This window comes from Mesorhizobium sp. BH1-1-5 (genome assembly GCF_020165615.1).
Lineage (GTDB): Bacteria > Pseudomonadota > Alphaproteobacteria > Rhizobiales > Rhizobiaceae > Mesorhizobium.
In genome coordinates this window covers 18,437-36,087 of record NZ_JAIUIM010000003.1, presented here as the reverse complement: position 1 = coordinate 36,087, position 17,651 = coordinate 18,437, and the positions used below count along the sequence as shown (strand labels likewise).

Here is a 17,651-nt window from a genome sequence, read left to right as displayed (position 1 = left end):
CCTTCTCCAACGGTCAGATCACACGCGTCGACATAGGCGATCCGCGCCAGCTTCGCGGCTTCGCCTGCATATATTGGTGCATTGAGTTCAGGCCCCCGAACGCCTGGTGGATGACGGCAGTCTGGCCTGATCCCCGAGCCGCCGTCAACAGGGGTTGGATTGAGGGTGAATTGGTTTCCGGGAAAGCCGAGGCGCGATATTTTGCCGGTTGCATCGGCAACGTCTTCACTGGCCGCTAACCATGAATGCATCGAATGCCTGATATGTCGATTTGCCGGCTTCTGGCGCAAAGCATCCACTTGAATAGTAAGCACGCTTATTATATGTATCGCTCATGGTTTCAGATGGTATCGATAGACTGGGATTTTTGATCCACGACGTGCAGCGCCTGATGCGCAAGCGTTTCGAGGCGCGCGCCAGTGGATTGGGTCTTTCATCGGCGCAATGGCGGCTGCTCGTCCGCGTCGCCAAGGAGGCCGGCGTCGCCCAGGCGCGGCTTGCCGAGCTCCTCGAAATCGAGCCGATCAGCGTCTCGCGCCTTGTCGACCGCATGGAGGAGGGCGGCTGGATCGAGCGCCGCCAGGACGCGACCGACCGGCGCGTGCGCATGATCTTCCCGACCGAGAAGGCGAACGCGGCCTACGCCGACGTCAAGAGCCTTGCCGGCGAGGTCTATGAGGAATCGCTGACCGGCGTGTCGGCGGAAGAACGCCGCGTCCTGATCCGCGTGCTGGACACCATCGTGCAGAATTTGACGGACGCCGAGACGTCGTCCCTGGAAAAGATAAAGAGTGCGGAAGGCGCAGCAGCATGAACGCGGCAGCCAAGGTAGAAGACGACAACGTCACCAAGCTTGCGCCGGCGCAGCCGGTTGCCGAAGCGCCGGCCCAGCCGGTCGCCGCGCCGGTGGCGATGGCTCCCGAGCCGCAGCGGGCCGCGCCGAAGAAGAAGCGCCGCCTCGGCCGTTTCCTGTTGATGGTCGCGTTGCCGCTCGCTCTGCTCGCCGGCGGCGCGTATGTCTGGGTGACGGGCGGACGCTATCAGGAAACCGAGAACGCCAATCTGCAGCAGGCCAGGATTTCGGTCGCTTCCGACACGGCCGGCCGTATCGTCCAGGTCGGCATCGCCGACAACCAATTGGTCAAGCAGGGCGATCTTCTCTTCGTCATCGATCCCGAGCCCTACAGGATCGCGCTCGCCCAGGCCGATGCGGCGGTCGCCGCCGCGCGCCTCAATGTCGAGCAGTTGCGCGCCGCCTACAGCCAGGCGACGGCGCAGGAAAAGTCCGCCTCCAGCGAGGTCGACTATGCGCAGTCGCAATATGGCCGCGCCGCCGATCTCGCGCAGAAGGGCATCAATGCCAAGTCCTCGCTCGACCAGGCCCGCAACGACCTCGACAAGGCCAAGCAGCAACTGGCCGTCGCGGAGCAGGGCATCGTCAGCGCCAAGGCCGCGCTCGGCGGCAATCCGGACATCGAGACCGACAAGCATCCGACCGTGATGGCGGCGCTCGCCGCGCGCGACAAGGCCGCTTACGACCTGGCGCAGACCACCGTGAGGGCGCCGGCCGAAGGCGTCATCTATCAGGCCGCCTCCTTCAAGGTCGGCCAGTATGTTTCCGTCGGCACGCCGCTCTTCGCGCTGGTCGAGACAGGCGACACCTGGATCGACGCCAACTTCAAGGAGACCCAGCTCACCAACATGAAGCCGGGCCAGAAGGCCGAGATCGTCGTCGACACCTATCCGGGCCGCACCTTCGAGGCGACGGTCAAGGCGATCGGCGCCGGCACCGGCGCGGAGTTCTCGCTGCTGCCGGCGCAAAACGCCACCGGCAATTGGGTCAAGGTCACGCAGCGCATTCCCGTGCGCCTGGAACTGACCGATCCCGATGCCAAGATGGCGCTGCGCACCGGCATGAGCGCCACCGTCACCGTCGACACCGGCGTGGCGCGCGGCCTGCCGTCGATCTTCGGCAACGCCACGGCAGGGGAGCACGCGCAGTAACGACAGCGAAGCCGGCCGCGATCCGGCGGGCATCGAGGGGATTGGTCCGATGGGAGGAGTGGCGAGGATCAGCAAGGCAAGCCGCATGGCGGCTCGTTCGAAAGCTGGGACCTCGGCGCGGACCCGTTGGTCCTCAGGTTTCCGGGCGGCAGGCATCCGCTCCAACAGAGACTTTCGGTCGATGTAACCCCCACATCGATAGTCGCGTCCCACCGCGATGAAGGTCTCTCAACGGAAGGCTTTGCCGCCCGGAAACCTAGTCTACACGTTTTTGTTACCTGCTGGAAGTTCAGCATCATGAGCACGCCCGAAGCCTTCAAGGAAGTGCCGCATCGCGGACTGATCACGGTCGCGCTGATGCTAGCGACGATCATGCAGGCGCTCGATACCACGATCGCCAATGTCGCGTTGCCGACCATGACCGGCGACCTTGGCGCGTCGCCCGACAACATCAACTGGGTGCTGACCTCCTATATCGTGGCCGCGGCGATCATGACGCCGGTCACCGGCTGGCTCGCCGACCGGCTCGGCCGCAAGGAACTGTTCCTTGGCTCCGTCGTCGGTTTCACGATCTTCTCGATGCTCTGCGGCCTTGCGTGGAGCCTGGAGACGATGGTGCTGTTCCGCCTATTGCAAGGCGTGTTCGGCGCCGCAATCGTGCCGCTGTCGCAAACCTTCCTGCTCGACATCAACCCGAAGGAACGCCACGGCCAGGCGATGGCGATCTGGGGCGCCGGCATCATGCTTGGGCCGATCTTGGGGCCGACGCTCGGCGGCTGGCTGACGGAAAACTTCAACTGGCGCTGGGTGTTCTTCATCAACCTGCCGGTCGGCATCCTCGCCTTCCTCGGCATGGCCGCCTATCTGCCCGTCGTCGCCAAGCGCGTGCGGAGCTTCGACTTCTTCGGCTTCGCTATGATCTCGCTCGGCGTCGGCGCGCTGCAGCTCATGCTCGATCGCGGCGGCGAGATAGACTGGTTCAACTCGGCCGAGATCTGGATCGAGCTCGCTTTGTCGCTCACCGGCTTCTGGGTGTTCATCATCCACACGGTGACATCAGAGCATCCTTTCATCGATCCCAAGATCTTCCTCGACCGCAATTTCGTGACCGGGCTGGGCTTCATCTTCATCATGGGCGTGCTGATCCTGGCGTCGATGTCGCTGTTGCCGCCGATGCTGGCCAACATCTTCGGCTATCCGACCGTGACCATAGGCGTCGTGCTGGGGCCGCGCGGCATCGGCACGATGATTTCGATGCTGGTCGTCGGCCGCATCATGCACAGGATCGACGCGAGGATCCTCGTCGCCATCGGCTTCCTGCTCACCGCGCAGTCGCTCTACACGATGGCGAGTTTTACGCCGCAGATGGACAATTGGCTGATCATCTCCTCCGGGGTTATCCAGGGCCTTGGCATGGGCATGGTGTTCGTGCCGCTGTCGACGGTCGCCTTCGCCACGCTCGACGCGCGCTACCGCACCGACGCCACCTCGCTGTTCAGCCTGGTGCGCAATCTGGGCTCGTCCATCGGCGTGTCGGTGGTCGCGGCGCTGATGGTGCGCAACACGCAGATCAACCACACCGAGCTTTCGGCCTTCATCAACCCGTACAATCCCAATCTCTGGGCGGCCTCGCCGGCGGCGGCCAGCGGCGATCCGGCCGCGCTTTCGCAGGTCAACTTGGCCGTCAACGCCCAGGCGATGATGATCTCCTACATCAACGACTTCAAACTCCTCATGGTGATGACGCTGGCCGCGATCCCGTTCGTGATATTGCTGCGCAAGCCGAAGGCGGCGCCGGCGGGTGGGGCGCCCGCAGCCCATATGGACTAGGACCGCCACGCCGGTTGGTCCTAGATCACAGCCGGGACAGACTGCATCGTTCCGGTATTGAGCGCTTGGATGAACGTGATGCAGAACCCGTCATTTCCTGTATTCGATCTCGGAAGGTTCGAGGCTGCGAGCCCCGCGGAAAAGAAGGCGCTCGGCCGCGAGGTCGACCATATCTGCCGCAGCACCGGCTTCCTGGCGGTCACGAACCACGGCGTTCCGCAGGCCGTGATCGACGCCGCCTGGTCGAAGGCGAAGGCCTTCTTCGACCTGCCGCCCGAGGAAAAGCAGCGCTCGAAGGCGCCCTACAAGGGTTATCCCTATGGATATCTCGGCCCGGAGCTCGAGGCGCTGGCGAAATCCCGTAACGTCGACACGCCACCGGACTTGAAAGAGAGCTTCAACGGCGGGCCTCTGCGTGTGCCGCCGGGCGTCAAGGACCCGGAGGCGCTGGCCTTCTGCTATGCCGAGACGATCTGGCCGGCCGAGCCCGTGGGCTTCGTCGATGGCTGGAAGACCTATTACGCGGCTCTCGAGGATCTGGCGTTGCGCATCATGCGGGTCTTCGCCACCGCGCTTGGCCTGCCGGAAACCTATTTCGACGCTTTCCTCGATGCGCCGATCAGCGCGCTGAGGGCGCTGAACTATCCCGAGCAGCATGTCGCGCCGAAACCAGGGCAGATCCGCGCCGGCGCCCATACCGACTATGGCAGCCTGACGATCCTGCTGCCGCAGCCAGGGTCGCGCGGACTTCAGATCGTCACGCCGGACGGCGAATGGGCGGAGGTGCCGCCGATCCCCGGCGCCTTTGTCATCAACATCGGCGACCTGATGGCGCGTTGGACCAATGACCGTTGGGTGTCGACCGTGCATCGCGTCGTCAACCCGCCGTTGGAGGAGGGCGGCAAGGATCGCCGGCAGTCCATGGCCTTCTTCCATCAGCCGAACTGGGACGCGGAGATCACGGTTCTGGGCGCATGCCTGGCCGAGGGTGAGACGCCGAAATACGGGCCGGTGCGCTCCGGGCCCTACCTGATGGGCAAGTTCAAGGCGACGACAAAATAGGGGGCCGCCGGCTATCGGCCCAGCACGAGCGCCCAGTAGCGCAAGGCGGGATCGCGGCCGTCGCGCACATAGGCCAGCCCGAAGCGGCTGAAGTCGGGGTCGAGCATGTTGCGGCGATGGCCGGCCGAATGCATCCAGATGTCGAACAATTTCTCAAGGTCGAAGCGGCCCTCGGCGATGTTTTCGGCCGCCGCGCCCCGTACGCCATTGTCCTTCATGCGCGAGGCGAAATCCTTGCCCCAGCCGGTCGTGTGGCTCATGCGCTCGCGCGACGCCATGTAGCCGGCCTGCTGCAGCGCCGCCTGTTCGAGCTGGGCGTCCGGCGTCAGCACCGGCAGTCCGGCGGAGGCGCGAATGCCGGCCAGCGTCGCTGTGGCGGACGAAGAGGCGCCGGCGCCTTCGCCGGTCGGGACCGTGACGGTACTGCAGGCGGCGATGCCGGCAAGCGCTGCAAGGCCGGCGGCCTTGAGCAGAAAACGGCGGTTCAGGTCGGCTGTGATCGAGATGCTCATCCGGCCTCTGATACCGGCGATCGTGGCTTTTGCCGGGCAGGGCGGTGAAAATCGCCAGGACGGCGCAGCGATTCGACGACAGGAGGTCCGCCATGCTCCACCACATTTCCCTCGGCGTTTCGAACATCGAGCGCGCGGCCGCCTTCTATGACGCGGCGTTGGCGCCGCTCGGCTATGTTCGCGTCTGGGACGATCTCAAGCCCGGCGAGGCCGATCAGGCTGTCGGCTACGGCCCGCCCGGCGGCGGCGACAAGCTGGCGATCAAGTTCCGCCCGAAGGGTCAGCGTCCGCCCGGGCCGGGGTTCCACCTGGCGTTTGCCGCTCCGGATCGGCGGAGCATCGCGCGGTTCCACGCGGCCGCGCTCGCCCATGGCGGCAAGGACAATGGCGGCCCAGGCCCGCGTCCCGACTACGGCCCGCACTATTACGCGGCCTTTGTCATCGACCCGGGCGGGCATCGCCTCGAGGCGGTGTTCAACGCGCCCGAATAGGCAGAACGAGCTTCGCCGCGATGAAAATCGCGTGAAGCGACGACTTTTCCCGGAAGATCGATTATGATGCGATCGTTCTTGAAGTGGCAGCCACGGGCGGCCACCCACAGGCGGTGACCGACCCGCGTTGATCTGGCGCATGATTGCTTGGCGAGAACCTCCCGGTTTTCGGGCTCATGCACTGACAAACGGAGGACGGTTATGGCCGGTTTTCATGTCATGGCGGATGCGTACGGGATGCATGTGCAGCCCACGGTGCGCCACGTTTCCACCTCGGACCTCTGGGACGCGCTGAAGCTCGGCGCCGAGGATTTCTGGGCCAAGCCCTCGCACTACGTGTTCCTGTGCCTGGTCTACCCGATCGTCGGCCTGATCCTGACGCAATGGACCTCGGGCTCGAACGCCATCCAACTCGTCTATCCGCTGATGTCCGGTTTCGCGCTGATCGGCCCGTTCGCGGCCATCGGCCTCTATGAGATCAGCCGCCGGCGGGAGCTCGGCATGAACACCCATTGGCGGCATGCGCTCGATGTCCGCCATTCGCCTGCGCTGCCGTCGATCGCGGTCATCGGCATCCTGCTCTTCGCGCTGTTCCTGTTGTGGCTGTTCACCGCGCAGTCGCTCTACACCAGCCTGTTCGGCGCCGGGCCGCCCGCTTCGGTGGGCGCTTTCGTGCGCGACGTGCTGACGACCGGGAAGGGCTGGACGCTGATCCTCGTCGGCAACGCTGTCGGCCTCGTTTTCGCAATTGTCGTCTTGGCCACCACGGTCGTCGCCTTCCCGCTGCTGCTCGACCGCGACGTCGGCGCCGTCTCGGCGATCGAAACCTCGGCCCGCGCGGTGATGGCCAACCCGCTGACAATGGCGCTTTGGGGCCTGACCGTCGCCGTGTTGCTGGTGGTCGGCTCGATCCCGCTGTTTGCCGGGCTCGCCGTGGTCATGCCGATCCTTGGCCATGCGACCTGGCATCTCTATCGCAAGGTGGTCGAGCCGGAGCAGATCCGGCCGGTCCGCCGGCCGATGTAGACGGCTGCGTTCTTGGGGTGACGGCTATCTTTGCGCTTCGGTCGCCATCCTCAGGGCCAGCGCCGTCAACACCGTGCCCATCATCCAGCGCTGGACGACCAGCCAGAACGGCCGTCCGGCGAGGAAATTCGCGATGGAGCCGGCCGTCACCGCGATGATGGCGTTGACGGTGAGGCTGATCGAAATCTGCGTCACGCCGAGCACCAGCAACTGCGACAGAACATGGCCCTTGGCCGGATTGATGAACTGCGGCAGCAGCGACAGATAGAGCACCGCCACCTTCGGATTGAGTAGGTTGGTCATCAGCCCCATGATGAAAAGCTTGCGCGGCCTATCCCTGGGGAGTTCGCGGACCTGGAAGGGCGAGCGTCCGCCGGGCTTCAGCGCCTGCCAGGCGAGCCACAACAGATAGAGCGCGCCGGCAAAGCGCAGCGCGTCGTAGGCGTAAGGCACGGCGAAGATCAGCGCGGTGATGCCGAAGGCTGCAGACACGACATAGAACAGGAACCCCAGCGCCACGCCGCCGAGCGAGATCAGCCCGGCTTTCGGCCCTTGCGATAGCGAGCGCGAGATCAGGTAGATCATGTTCGGGCCCGGCGTCAGCACCATGCCGAGGCAGATCAGCGCAAAGGTCAGATGATTGGCGGCGTCGGGCATTGATGGCTCCAGCAAAGCGCGGCGGCAGATGTGCGCGGCTTCGCGGGAGGGCGCAAGGGCTTGCGGTTAGCACCTGTTGCGCCAGCGCAAGGCGTGTTGAGATTCAGGTAAGGCCGACCTCACCTGAAATATCGGCATGCCTTACCCGACCACCCGCAGGTTCGACAACTCGTTCGCAATCTCCTTGAAATTGTCCGACAGCGTTGCGCCGGTCGCGTTCCAGAACAGCTTGGCCGGCTTGCTGGGATCGGTCGGATCCTTGCGGAAGCGGGAATCGGAAGAGCAGGCTTTCAGCGCGGCCATCGCCTTCTGGTCGCTCGAACTGGTCGACGACATGTCGAGCGCCACCGTCATCACCATGACATTGGCCGCCTTGGCGTTGTCGCACAGCTTCGCCATCTGCTCGTTCATCGCCGCGGTGTAGTTGCTCGACGAATAGTTGAACTGGCCGATGGCGCTCGACGTGCCGCCGAACAGGCGGGTGACCGAGGTGCCGTTATAGCCGACGCCGGTATAGCCATAGGCGGCATAGGTCGACTTGTTGCCGGCCGGGTCGGGATTGACCGTCGAATAGGTGTTTTCGCCGTCGGTGAGCACGATGACGACCTTGTCGTTGCCGCGCTCCGTCTCCGGCCGTCCCTCGGTGAAGGGCGCAGCACTCGACACGGTGCGCCAGCCCCAGGCCATGCCTTCGGGCACATTGGTGTTGCCGTTGGGCTGCATCAGGTCGATCGCCGCTTTGATGGCCGCAAGCCCATCCGTCTGCGTGACATCGGTGAGCGGCGTGATCGGTGTGGTGGTGCAGCTGTAATTCGGACCGGCGCCGGTGCTCAGCGTCGGGGCATCGATCGGCCGCGGCATGAAGTATTTGGCCATGTTCGACTGCCTGGTCTTGCCGGTGGTGCTTGACGGATCGTCGTTCCACCAACTGTTGGCGGCGCCGTAGGTGATCGGGTTCGGCTCGTCTGGATCCTGCGTCACCTTCCAGCGGTTGCCGGGCTCATCGGGCGCGAACATCGGCACGAACATGGTCGCCGGGTCGCCGACGCCGATGCCGGTGTTGTTGGGGCCACCCGAGGCCGGCGTGTCGTCGATATTGTATGGATAGGGTCGTACTTCCACGCAGCCCTGCCAGCTGGCGAACGGCCCGTAGGTATCGGTGTAGTCGTACTCGTTGTGGCTGCGCTTGCAGGTGTTGTCGGAGCGGTATTGGTCGCACACGACACGCTTGCTGCCGACGATGCGCTCGTGGCTGGTCACCACCTGCATGTCGCGATAGAGCGAAAAGCGGCTGAGCACCTGGTCTTGCGTGTCACCCCAACCGGCGCCCTTCTTGTACCAGATGCCGTTGACCTTCTGGGCGTATCTGTCGGGTGCGTTCAGCGTCGACCAGTCGAAATTCTCATTGGCGACCGGTGACAGCCCATAGACGTCCATCCAGGGGGCGTTGTCGTTGTCCGGCCCCACATTGACCGAGGCCGCGAACGGCACCAGGCTGAATTGGACTGGCTTGTCGATCTGCTTGATCTGCGCCGCCTGCTGCGCCAGCGTGTCGACAAGCTGCTTGGCGGCCTGCTTGAGCAGGTCGATGCGCTTCTGGCCCGAGCCGGTGCCGGGGGTCGTCATCGAGCCCGAATTGTCGAGCACCATCGCCACTTCCAGCGTGTTCTTCAGCCGGACCTGGGAGTCCATATCGAGGTTGATCGACTTGTTCGCATCGATTGTGGATGCGCCGACGAGCAGCGAGGAGGACGGATAGAAGTAAGGGTGATAGTTCAGCGTCGCGCTCATCTTAAGCAGGCCGCCGCCGGCCTGGCTGGTGGGCAGCGTGATGTTGAGCGAGATGTTGGCGGGGTCGATATTGTTGAGGTTGGCGTTGAAGAAGTCGGCCGCGTAGGCTCTGATCTGATCGTCCGTGGCGCCTTCGGCAAGCCGCCGCGCCGCGGCGAAATTGGCGGCATCGAGCGCATTCAGCACCATCTGCTTCTGGCGGTTGAGCTCGCTGAAGTCGACCGCCATCGCCACCGCGCCCATCAGCGGCACCATGGCGATTGCTGTCATAAGCGCATAATTGCCGCGGCGGTCGCGGCAGAATTGATGCCAGAATTTGCGCATTGTAGTTGAAGCGGCCCCCCGCCGGCGGATTCTCTGTCGGGCCACACTTCCACAAAACGCTGAAGGACCGGTTTGGCAAACCGCTCGATTGCTTAACGGCGGCTTCACCAACCGCTAACCAAATCAATTCCATGGCATGGCCACGATGAAAAACGCCCGCCTTGCGGGCGGGCGTCGTCGATCGTTTGTCCGAGCAGATCAGCTGACGATGCGCAGGTTCGACAATTCGTTGCCGATCGCCTTGAAGTCATCGGACAGCGTGGCGCCGGTCGAGTTCCAGAACAGCTTCGCCGGCTTGCTCGGATCGGTCGGATCCTTGCGGAAGCGCGAGTCCGACGAGCAGGCCTTAAGAGCAGCCATGGCTTTCTTTTCGTCGGTCTTGGTGTCGACCAGATCGAGCGAGACAGTCATCACTATGACCCCGGCAGCTTTGGCGTTGGCGCACAGGGTCTGCATGTTCTCGTCGAGCGCTGCGGTATAGTTGCTGTCGGTATAGGTGGTCTTCGGAACGGCACTGCTGGTGTTCATGAACAGGCGCGTAACGCTGCCTGAGCCGGGGTAAGTCAGCCCGGTATATCCGTAAGCTGCGTATGTGGACCGGTTGTTGGCATAGCCGGAATCGCTGATGGCGCTATAGGTATTGGCGCCGTCGGTCAGGACGATAACGACTTTATCGTTGCCCTTTTCTGTATTCGGTCGTCCCTCGGTGAAGGGCTCATTGCTGGACACGGTTCGCCAGCCCCAGGCTAGACCTTCCGGCACATTAGTGTTGCCGGTCGGCGCCATGTCGTCGATGGCGTCGTCCAGCTCCTGCTTTTCAGCCGCCGCCGTGACGTCTTTAAGCGGAGTGATCGGACTGGTGGTGCAGGCCGCATTCGGACCGTCGCCGGCACTCGCCGAAGCCGACCCGTAGGGCTTTACCAGAAAGTATTTGCGCATGTCGGACTGGCGCTGCGACGCCGTCGGGTTGGGCGAGTACGGCCAGTCGGCCCACCAGTTGTTGCTGTAACCATAGCTGGCGCTACTGACGTCATTGACGCCGTCGCGATTGAAGTCGCGCCACAATGTGCCGGCCTCGTCGGATGCGAACATCGGCACGAAAAGCGTAGCGGGATTGGATGTCGTAGGCGTGGTGTCGTCATCGTTGTATGGATAGGGCCTGGCCTCGACGCATCCCTGCCAACTCGCATAGCGGCTCGTGGTGTAGACGTATGTCGGGGACGGAGTGACCCAATGGCCTTTGCTGCAGGTGCCGTCCTTCTTGGTGACGTCGCAGACATACTGCTTCGGAGGCTGCACTGTTTCGCGGTCGGACTCGACGGTCATGTCGGAATAGAGGCTGAAACGGGTGATGGCCTGACCCTTGGTGTCTCCCCAGCCATCACCGCGTTTGTACCATATGCCGCCGGCCTTCTCGACATACTTGTTGGGATCGTTGGCGGCGTTCATCGTCGACCAGTCGAAATCCTCGTGGTGGATTGGCGAGACGCCATTTAGATCCATCCACGCATCCTGATCATGTGTCGGGCCAATATTGACGGAGGCGGAGAACGGAACCAGCGAAAACTGCACTGGTTTGCTGACCTGCTTCATCTGCTGAGCCTGCGCGGCCAGCGTGTCGACCAGTTGCTTGGCCGCGTTCTTCAGCAGATCGATACGTTTCTGGCCGGTCCCGGAGCCGAGGGTCGACATCGAACCGGAGTTGTCGAGCACCAGCGCAACTTCAAGCGTATCCTTTAACCGGATTTCGGACGTCGCGACGACGTTGATGTCGGTTTCGCCGGCAGTTTTACCGAGCAGCATGGCGGCTGCCGGCAGAAAGTAGGGGCGATATTTTAGCGTCGCCTGCATTTTCAGCGTGCCGCCGCCGGCGTTGTTATTGGGTAAGGTAACCGTCAAGGTCGTGTTTGCCGGGAGAACGTGTCTCAGATTGGCCTCGAAGAAATCCTTGGCGTAGGCTTTTACGGCGTCGTCGCTAACACCGGAGACGATCTGCTGCGCTGTCGCAATGCCAGCGGCGTCCAGCGCATTCAGCGTTTCCTGCTTTTGCCGCACCAGCTCGGTATAGTCTATCGCCAATGCCACGCCGCCCATCAGCGGTATCATCGTGATGGCCGTCATCAAGGCATAGTTGCCTCGTCTGTCACGTAAAAATTTGCGGATCAATGCCCTTAGCCCCCGCCAAGATCCTATAGTTTCTGGTTCAGCATGATCATAAATCGTTAAATTTTAGCCCTCCCGAAAGCAGCAAGATCGCCCGGCCCCCTTGACGGGGCATTAACCCTGTGCACCCGACAAACCGCCGAAGGTCGATGTCGGAAAGCGAGTGACAGGATGAAGCGCTTCGGTTATGCGGAGCCGACTGCCGCGGAGCCTTGGCTTTGCATCAAGACAAGACCAGGAGCGCGTCGCTGGAATCCGTTTCAGCGCTAGGCGCCTCAAGACCAAATCAGGGACACGGCATGGCGGATTCGCCTGACATCATCGCTGGGCTCGACGATCTGGCGGGGCGCTACGCCGCCATCCTGTGCGACGTATGGGGCGTCGTGCACAATGGCGAATGGCACTTTCCGCCTGCCGCCGCGGCACTTGCCCGGGCACGCGCGGCCAACGTGCCTGTCGTGCTCATCACCAATTCTCCGCGTCGCAGCGCCGACGTCGTCGCCCAGATGAAGGTCATCGGCGTCCCTGCCGATGCCTGCGACCGGGTCGTCACGTCCGGCGACGTCACCCGCGACCTGATCGCCGATGGTCCGAGGAAGATCTTCCATATCGGCCCCGACCGCGATTTCACGCTCTATGACGGGCTCGACGTCGATCTCGTCGAGGAATTCGAGGCCTCCGGCGTTGTCTGCACGGGCCTCTATGACGACGAGGTCGAGAAGCCAGCCGACTATGCCGAGCTGCTGCAGCGGCTGCGCGCCCGCAATCTGCCGTTCATTTGCGCCAATCCGGATATCCTGGTGGAGCGTGGCGAGCGCACCATCTGGTGCGCCGGCGCCTTGGCGCGCGACTATGCGCAGCTTGGCGGGCGTACGCTGATTGCCGGCAAGCCTTTCGCGCCGATCTACGATGTCGCCATGAAGGAGGTCGCCGGCCTTCTTGGCCGTGCCGTCGAGCGCTCAGAGGTTCTCGCCATCGGCGACGGCATGATGACCGATGTCAAGGGCGCGGCCGACAATGGCTTCGACGTGCTGTATGTGTCGGGCGGCATCCACGCTCGCGACTATGGCGATCCGCTCCGCCCCGATCCAGAAAGGCTGGCTGGCTTCCTTGAAAAGCACGGCTACCAGCCGGTCGCCGTCATTCCGCGTCTGCAATAGGTGGTCTGGCCATGACGGGCGCCTCGACATGATGCAAGCCTTCGAACGTCTTTCGGCGGTCTCGCCGCTGCCCGCGCATCTGCGCGGCGGCGTCGTGGCGATCGGCAATTTCGACGGTGTCCATCGCGGTCACCAGTCCGTCCTGGAGCGTGCGCTGGCCGAAGCTCGCCGCAATGGCGCGCCCGCTTTGGTGCTCACTTTCGAGCCGCATCCGCGCAAGGTCTTCCGGCCGGAGGTGCCGCTCTTCGTGCTGACGCCGCCGCCGATGAAGGCGCGGCTGCTCGCCGGACTTGGCTTTGTCGCTTTGGTCGAGCAGCCGTTCACGCGCGATTTTGCCTCGCTCTCGCCCGAGGCTTTCGTGACCGACGTGCTGGAGAAGAACCTCGGCATCCGCCACGCCGTCACCGGTTTCGACTTTCATTTCGGCAAGGACCGCCAGGGCGGCCCGGCCTTTCTGATGGCGGCCGGAGAACGGCACGGCTTCGGCGTGACGCTGGTCGACGCCTTTCGCGACGAGGGCGCGGAGGTGGTTTCGTCGAGCCGCATCCGGGGGCTGCTTGCCGAAGGTCACGTGGAGGAGGCCGCCGGCCTGCTCGGCTACCGTTTCACCGTCGAGGCCGAGGTGATCGGCGGCCAGCAGCTTGGCCGCACGCTCGGGTTCCCGACCGCCAACATGCGGCTTTCGCCGGAAGCGGCCTTGAAGGAAGGCATCTACGCCGTCCGCTTCCGTCGCGCCGACGGCACGCTTCACGATGGCGTCGCCAGCTTCGGCCGCCGCCCGACCGTCGACGACAATGGCGCGCCGCTGCTCGAGACATACGTCTTCGATTTTTCCGGCGATCTCTATGGCCAGACCTGCCAGGTGTCGTTCTTCGGCTTCCTGCGCCCGGAGCTCAAATTCGATGGCCTCGACGCGCTGGTGGCGCAGATGAAAAAGGACGAGGCCGAGGCGAGGGCGCTGCTGGCGGGCGTGCGCCCACTCTCGCAACTGGACGCCGGGATCGCGTTCTAGATCGTTTCACGGAAACGGTGAAACGCGGCGCAATTCCTGACGGGAGGTTACGGCAAAGCCGCCGGGCCTAATCGTGTCGAACTTTCCCGGCTGCAGGCGAGGACTATCGCTTCAGCGCCAGCCCGATGGCGATGAAGCTCCAGCCCTGGAACACCAGGTCGATCGCCAGGAAAATGCCCAGCACCCAGAGACTGTTCACCGGCCAGCCCATGGCGATCATCAGGCCAAGCAGAATGGTGATGATGCCGGCCGCGAGCAGCCATCCCCAGCCTTGCTGCGGCCGGTGATTGAAGGCCACCCAGGATCGCAGAAGGCCCGAAGCGACGAGCGCGATGGCCAATAGCAGTGTCAGCACCGCCGAGGCGAGCAACGGGTTGTCGAAGGCGAAAAAGCCGGCGACGGCGTAAAGCAGGCCGCTCAGCAGCCAGTAGAAGAAACGTCCCCAGGTCTTGACCCCGAAGGCGTGGATGATCTCGATGACCCCTGCCATCAGCATCAGCCAGCCGACGACATAGACCGAGGCGACGGTGGCGATGAACAGATTGCCGAAGGCGATGCCGCCGAAGATCAGCAACAGCACGCCGAGCGCCACGAACCATCCCCATTTGTCCCGCGTCTGGCCGATCGCGTCCTTGAGAGCGTCGCTTGGCAGAGTCATGGTTTCATCTCCCTCGAAATTCACCACCGGTCGTGCGGCGAAAGGAAGCTAGACCCAACCGCATTGTCCGTCCAGCAACACGGGCCGAACCCGCGGCCGGCCGGCTGTCCGTGACCGTAACGCGGTCATTGTCGCGATGGCCGGACTTCGTCCGCGAACGGCGCAAGCGTCGCCTCCAGCGTCTCCCGGCCGGCCTGCTCCCAGCTTCGCGCCACGAATTCCGCAGCCTTCGCTTCGTACGGAGCACGGGCCGCGGGCGAGGCGATCCACTCCCGCATGGCGTTTTCCCATCCTTCGACGTCGAGCGGATCGAGGCACAGTCCCGACGAGCCGACCACTTCGGCGATGGCTCCGCCCGTAGAGGCGATCAGCGCCTTTCCGTAAGCCAGCGCCTCGACGGGCGGCAGCCCATATCCTTCATACAGCGACGGATACACGCAAAACGCACTGTTGCGGTAAAGCAGGGACAACGTTGCGTCATCGACATTGTCGAGATGGACAAGGCTCTTGCCGTAGTCGGGATGGCTGTGAAGCTTCGCCAGGATACTATCGACCATCCAGCCGCTGCGACCGACGAAAACCAGCTTCATGCCACCACGCGCGATCGTTCCGTCCAGGACGAGGCGCCTCCAGACGTCCATCAGCAGCGAATGGTTCTTGCGCGGTTCGATGGTGGAAACGAACAGGATATAGCGATCCGTCTCGAGCCCGTCCGGCAGGCGGCCGTCCGCCTTCGATTTGCGGGCGCTGTCGCAGCCGAGAGGAACCTGTTTTAGCTCCGGCAGCCGGACGTCGAGCTTGGCGGCATAGTCCTCGACGTCAGTGGTGACGCGCCTCGACGTCAGGATGAAGCGGTCCGCCAGGCCGACCGCCAGATTCACATAGTCCGTGAATCTCTTGACGTCGTGCGGCTTGTACCATTCGGGAAACTGGATCGGAATGATGTCGTTCAAAAGCACGACCAGCTTTGCGCCGGCCAAGCGCGCCTCGCGCGAAATGACCTCGATATCGGTATGCGCCCAGTCGTTGTTCATCAACAGCAGATGGTCGCCGGGCGAAAGATTGTATTCGTTGCCGGCCACGGTCCTGAGCGGGACGATGCGGGCGCGTGAACCGTCCTCGCGAGCGACTTGCCGCCGCTCGTTTTCCTTCATCAGCCGGCTTTCGATCCGCTCGAGGAAACGAAGAAAAGGGCTGCCGGGATTGCGTCGGCCAAACGCGCCGATCTCGGTTATCAGGATACGGCGCGGTCTTATGATCGCCATCAGCAACCGCCGCGCCCAGTTCGGCCAGCGATCGTAAAAACGCATCTTGATGCGGGCCGGGTCCGGATAAAAGCTCATGTCGCACGAAATGTCGCCGGCGATGATTTCCGCCGCCATACCAGGCGAAACCTGTCTAAGGGCCCGCTCGATCGGGTCGAACACCGTGAATGCCACCTCGGAGGCCTTGAATGCGGCCGCCGCGGCCGCGTAGTGGCGTTGCACGCGGACCAGGCCGACCGGAGGGCCGAGCCAGCGCACCATGCTCGAGAGATCGACGACAAGACGCATCATTCGGGCCGCATCAGTTGAGCCGCATTCTTGGCGAGCGCGCGATCATCCTGCGCCAGGCCAGCCGCGGTCCCAGCGCGAGCGTCCTGAAGGAGGGTGCGCCGACAGCCGCGAGGAACAGCAGCTTTAGGGTGAGGGCCAGGGGTATGTCCGGGGTTCGCAACAGCAACTCGATGTCGCGTCTTTCCTGGCTGGAGATGCCGACCCCCGTGGCGGCACGCGATGCCAGAAAGCTTGCGATGGCCTGCGCGGGTTGGCCGTTCGCATCGAAGGGCTCGGCACGATGGCAACGCAGCAGCGCCGACTGCCTGGCCAATGCCGCGGCCGCCTTTTGCTGATCCTGCTTCACACGCGATACCTGTCCCGGATGCGATCTCAGCTTAACCAGTCGCGTATCCATGTTGGTCAGTTTCCCCGTCTCGGAAAGCCGCAGCCATAGATCGTAGTCTTCGGCATAGGTGAAGGCGCGGCGGTAGCCTCCCGCGCGCCGGACGGCCTCGGTCCGGAACATCACCGTCGGGTGAAGCATGGGATTGTATCTGGCGAGCGCGTCCCGCAATGGGTTGTCGCCGACAGGCACGTCGATCGGCCTCAACAGGTTTCCGTCCCGGTCGATCTGCAATCCCGCCGTACCAAGCACCTGCAAATCGGCATCCGCCTCGAAACACGCCACCTGCAGGCGCAACCTGTCGGGCAGCGAGACATCGTCACAATCCATGCGCGCCACGAGAGGGGCCTGCGCGAGCGAGATCCCCATGTTCAGCGCATCGACGATCCCCTTGCCGCTGTTGGCGACAACTTTGACGCGGCCGTCGCGCTCGCCGATCGACGTCGCGATCGCCGCGCTGTTGTCGCGGGATCCATCGTCGACGACGATGACTTCGATATCCGCCAGATCCTGGTCCAGGATGCTTTGCAGGGCTTCGCCGACATATTGCGCGCCGTCTCTCACCGGAATGATCACGCTTACCGTCGGCAATAGAATGTTCCTTGCAATGATCGACCGTCTCAATGGCCCTTGGATTGTCGGCAGGCTGGTCTCGAAACTCCAATTTCAAAGTTCCGTCGATCTGTCGACTGTCAATTTTCTCTGTCCGGCCGATCCGAGCGCGACCTCAAGGGCGGGGCGAGCAGTCGCACGACCGATACGCGCCCTCTTGGCCTTCGAAGAAAGGTCGCCGTCGAGGCCGACTTTATGGAGCCAGCTTCCCCGCAACAGGTCCGTCTGAACTCGATCCTCGGCAAGACGGCGAATGCGGTTATCGGCCGTTGCGGCACCGCGTTCGGGTCTGCATCGATCCCGCGCGGCGCGCTCGAGTCGGCTTTTGGGGAAAGGCCGAACGCGACAGCATCCAGGTCTCTTGATAACCGGCTATATACAGCATATTCGTCTTTTCAACACGACCAA

The 17,651-nt window shown here is 63.5% G+C and carries 15 protein-coding genes; 8 read left to right on the top strand and 7 right to left on the bottom strand.

Annotation, left to right across the window (positions count from 1 at the left end; translation table 11 throughout):
* Positions 1-334 precede the first annotated feature (334 nt).
* The 4 genes from LB572_RS04505 to LB572_RS04490 all read left to right on the top strand — a co-directional run bounded on the left by LB572_RS04505 (position 335) and on the right by LB572_RS04490 (position 4,896).
* Entirely contained in the window at positions 335-814 is a 480-nt protein-coding gene (locus LB572_RS04505) for a MarR family winged helix-turn-helix transcriptional regulator (protein ID WP_140801182.1), read from the top strand.
* On the top strand, positions 811-2,004 hold the full coding sequence (locus LB572_RS04500) for an HlyD family secretion protein (protein ID WP_224666876.1): 1,194 nt from the start codon (positions 811-813) through the stop codon (positions 2,002-2,004). The genes LB572_RS04505 and LB572_RS04500 overlap by 4 nt, the downstream gene beginning before the upstream one ends.
* Before the next feature lie 297 nt (positions 2,005-2,301).
* Positions 2,302-3,834: a DHA2 family efflux MFS transporter permease subunit gene (locus LB572_RS04495; protein ID WP_140801184.1), complete on the top strand. Its 1,533-nt coding sequence runs from the start codon at positions 2,302-2,304 to the stop codon at positions 3,832-3,834.
* A gap of 78 nt (positions 3,835-3,912) precedes the next feature.
* The gene (locus tag LB572_RS04490; RefSeq protein WP_224666875.1) at positions 3,913-4,896 is read left to right on the top strand and encodes an isopenicillin N synthase family dioxygenase; all 984 of its coding nucleotides are present in this window, start codon (positions 3,913-3,915) and stop codon (positions 4,894-4,896) included.
* An 11-nt stretch (positions 4,897-4,907) separates the two neighbouring features.
* On the opposite strand, the gene LB572_RS04485 is transcribed toward LB572_RS04490, so the two are convergent.
* Positions 4,908-5,408 (bottom strand): CAP domain-containing protein, encoded by a 501-nt coding sequence (locus LB572_RS04485; protein ID WP_224666874.1) that lies wholly within the window; start codon positions 5,406-5,408, stop codon positions 4,908-4,910.
* Positions 5,409-5,500: 92 nt separating this feature from the next.
* On the opposite strand from LB572_RS04485, the gene LB572_RS04480 reads away from it, so the two are divergent.
* Positions 5,501-5,899, top strand: coding sequence for a VOC family protein (locus LB572_RS04480; protein ID WP_224666873.1), 399 nt, complete (start codon positions 5,501-5,503; stop codon positions 5,897-5,899).
* A gap of 201 nt (positions 5,900-6,100) precedes the next feature.
* Complete coding sequence (locus tag LB572_RS04475; protein ID WP_224666872.1) at positions 6,101-6,925, top strand: DUF2189 domain-containing protein; 825 nt, start codon at positions 6,101-6,103, stop codon at positions 6,923-6,925.
* 24 nt (positions 6,926-6,949) lie between these two features.
* On the opposite strand, the gene LB572_RS04470 is transcribed toward LB572_RS04475, so the two are convergent.
* The 3 genes from LB572_RS04470 to LB572_RS04460 all read right to left on the bottom strand — a co-directional run bounded on the left by LB572_RS04470 (position 6,950) and on the right by LB572_RS04460 (position 11,863).
* Complete coding sequence (locus LB572_RS04470) at positions 6,950-7,582, bottom strand: LysE family translocator (protein WP_224666871.1); 633 nt, start codon at positions 7,580-7,582, stop codon at positions 6,950-6,952.
* Between the two features lie 141 nt (positions 7,583-7,723).
* Complete coding sequence (locus tag LB572_RS04465; RefSeq protein WP_224666870.1) at positions 7,724-9,697, bottom strand: TadE/TadG family type IV pilus assembly protein; 1,974 nt, start codon at positions 9,695-9,697, stop codon at positions 7,724-7,726.
* Between the two features lie 198 nt (positions 9,698-9,895).
* A complete protein-coding gene (locus tag LB572_RS04460) occupies positions 9,896-11,863 on the bottom strand; it encodes a pilus assembly protein (RefSeq protein WP_263497830.1) in 1,968 nt (655 codons plus the stop codon).
* Between the two features lie 296 nt (positions 11,864-12,159).
* Between LB572_RS04460 and LB572_RS04455 the strand changes: the two genes are divergently transcribed.
* Both LB572_RS04455 and LB572_RS04450 read left to right on the top strand, forming a co-directional pair.
* Positions 12,160-13,020 carry a TIGR01459 family HAD-type hydrolase gene (locus LB572_RS04455; RefSeq protein WP_224666868.1) on the top strand — a complete coding sequence of 287 codons (861 nt, stop codon included), beginning with the start codon at positions 12,160-12,162 and terminating at the stop codon, positions 13,018-13,020.
* A 28-nt stretch (positions 13,021-13,048) separates the two neighbouring features.
* Complete coding sequence (locus LB572_RS04450; protein WP_412033533.1) at positions 13,049-14,032, top strand: bifunctional riboflavin kinase/FAD synthetase; 984 nt, start codon at positions 13,049-13,051, stop codon at positions 14,030-14,032.
* Positions 14,033-14,135: 103 nt separating this feature from the next.
* Here LB572_RS04450 and LB572_RS04445 read toward each other — a convergent pair whose 3' ends face one another.
* The 3 genes from LB572_RS04445 to LB572_RS04435 form a co-directional block, all read right to left on the bottom strand.
* A complete protein-coding gene (locus LB572_RS04445; RefSeq protein WP_140641117.1) occupies positions 14,136-14,690 on the bottom strand; it encodes an HdeD family acid-resistance protein in 555 nt (184 codons plus the stop codon).
* Between the two features lie 125 nt (positions 14,691-14,815).
* Positions 14,816-16,246 (bottom strand): glycosyltransferase family 4 protein, encoded by a 1,431-nt coding sequence (locus tag LB572_RS04440; RefSeq protein ID WP_224666867.1) that lies wholly within the window; start codon positions 16,244-16,246, stop codon positions 14,816-14,818.
* 10 nt (positions 16,247-16,256) lie between these two features.
* The gene (locus tag LB572_RS04435; protein WP_224666866.1) at positions 16,257-17,207 is read right to left on the bottom strand and encodes a glycosyltransferase; all 951 of its coding nucleotides are present in this window, start codon (positions 17,205-17,207) and stop codon (positions 16,257-16,259) included.
* Positions 17,208-17,651: the final 444 nt, after the last annotated feature.

Coding starts and splice junctions, on each gene's coding strand:
- LB572_RS04505 (WP_140801182.1), top strand. CDS start 335: ATGGTTTCAGATGGTATCGATAGACTGGGATTTTTGATCCACGACGTG.
- LB572_RS04500 (WP_224666876.1), top strand. CDS start 811: ATGAACGCGGCAGCCAAGGTAGAAGACGACAACGTCACCAAGCTTGCG.
- LB572_RS04495 (WP_140801184.1), top strand. CDS start 2,302: ATGAGCACGCCCGAAGCCTTCAAGGAAGTGCCGCATCGCGGACTGATC.
- LB572_RS04490 (WP_224666875.1), top strand. CDS start 3,913: ATGCAGAACCCGTCATTTCCTGTATTCGATCTCGGAAGGTTCGAGGCT.
- LB572_RS04485 (WP_224666874.1), bottom strand. CDS start 5,408: ATGAGCATCTCGATCACAGCCGACCTGAACCGCCGTTTTCTGCTCAAG.
- LB572_RS04480 (WP_224666873.1), top strand. CDS start 5,501: ATGCTCCACCACATTTCCCTCGGCGTTTCGAACATCGAGCGCGCGGCC.
- LB572_RS04475 (WP_224666872.1), top strand. CDS start 6,101: ATGGCCGGTTTTCATGTCATGGCGGATGCGTACGGGATGCATGTGCAG.
- LB572_RS04470 (WP_224666871.1), bottom strand. CDS start 7,582: ATGCCCGACGCCGCCAATCATCTGACCTTTGCGCTGATCTGCCTCGGC.
- LB572_RS04465 (WP_224666870.1), bottom strand. CDS start 9,697: ATGCGCAAATTCTGGCATCAATTCTGCCGCGACCGCCGCGGCAATTAT.
- LB572_RS04455 (WP_224666868.1), top strand. CDS start 12,160: ATGGCGGATTCGCCTGACATCATCGCTGGGCTCGACGATCTGGCGGGG.
- LB572_RS04450 (WP_412033533.1), top strand. CDS start 13,049: ATGATGCAAGCCTTCGAACGTCTTTCGGCGGTCTCGCCGCTGCCCGCG.
- LB572_RS04445 (WP_140641117.1), bottom strand. CDS start 14,690: ATGACTCTGCCAAGCGACGCTCTCAAGGACGCGATCGGCCAGACGCGG.
- LB572_RS04440 (WP_224666867.1), bottom strand. CDS start 16,246: ATGATGCGTCTTGTCGTCGATCTCTCGAGCATGGTGCGCTGGCTCGGC.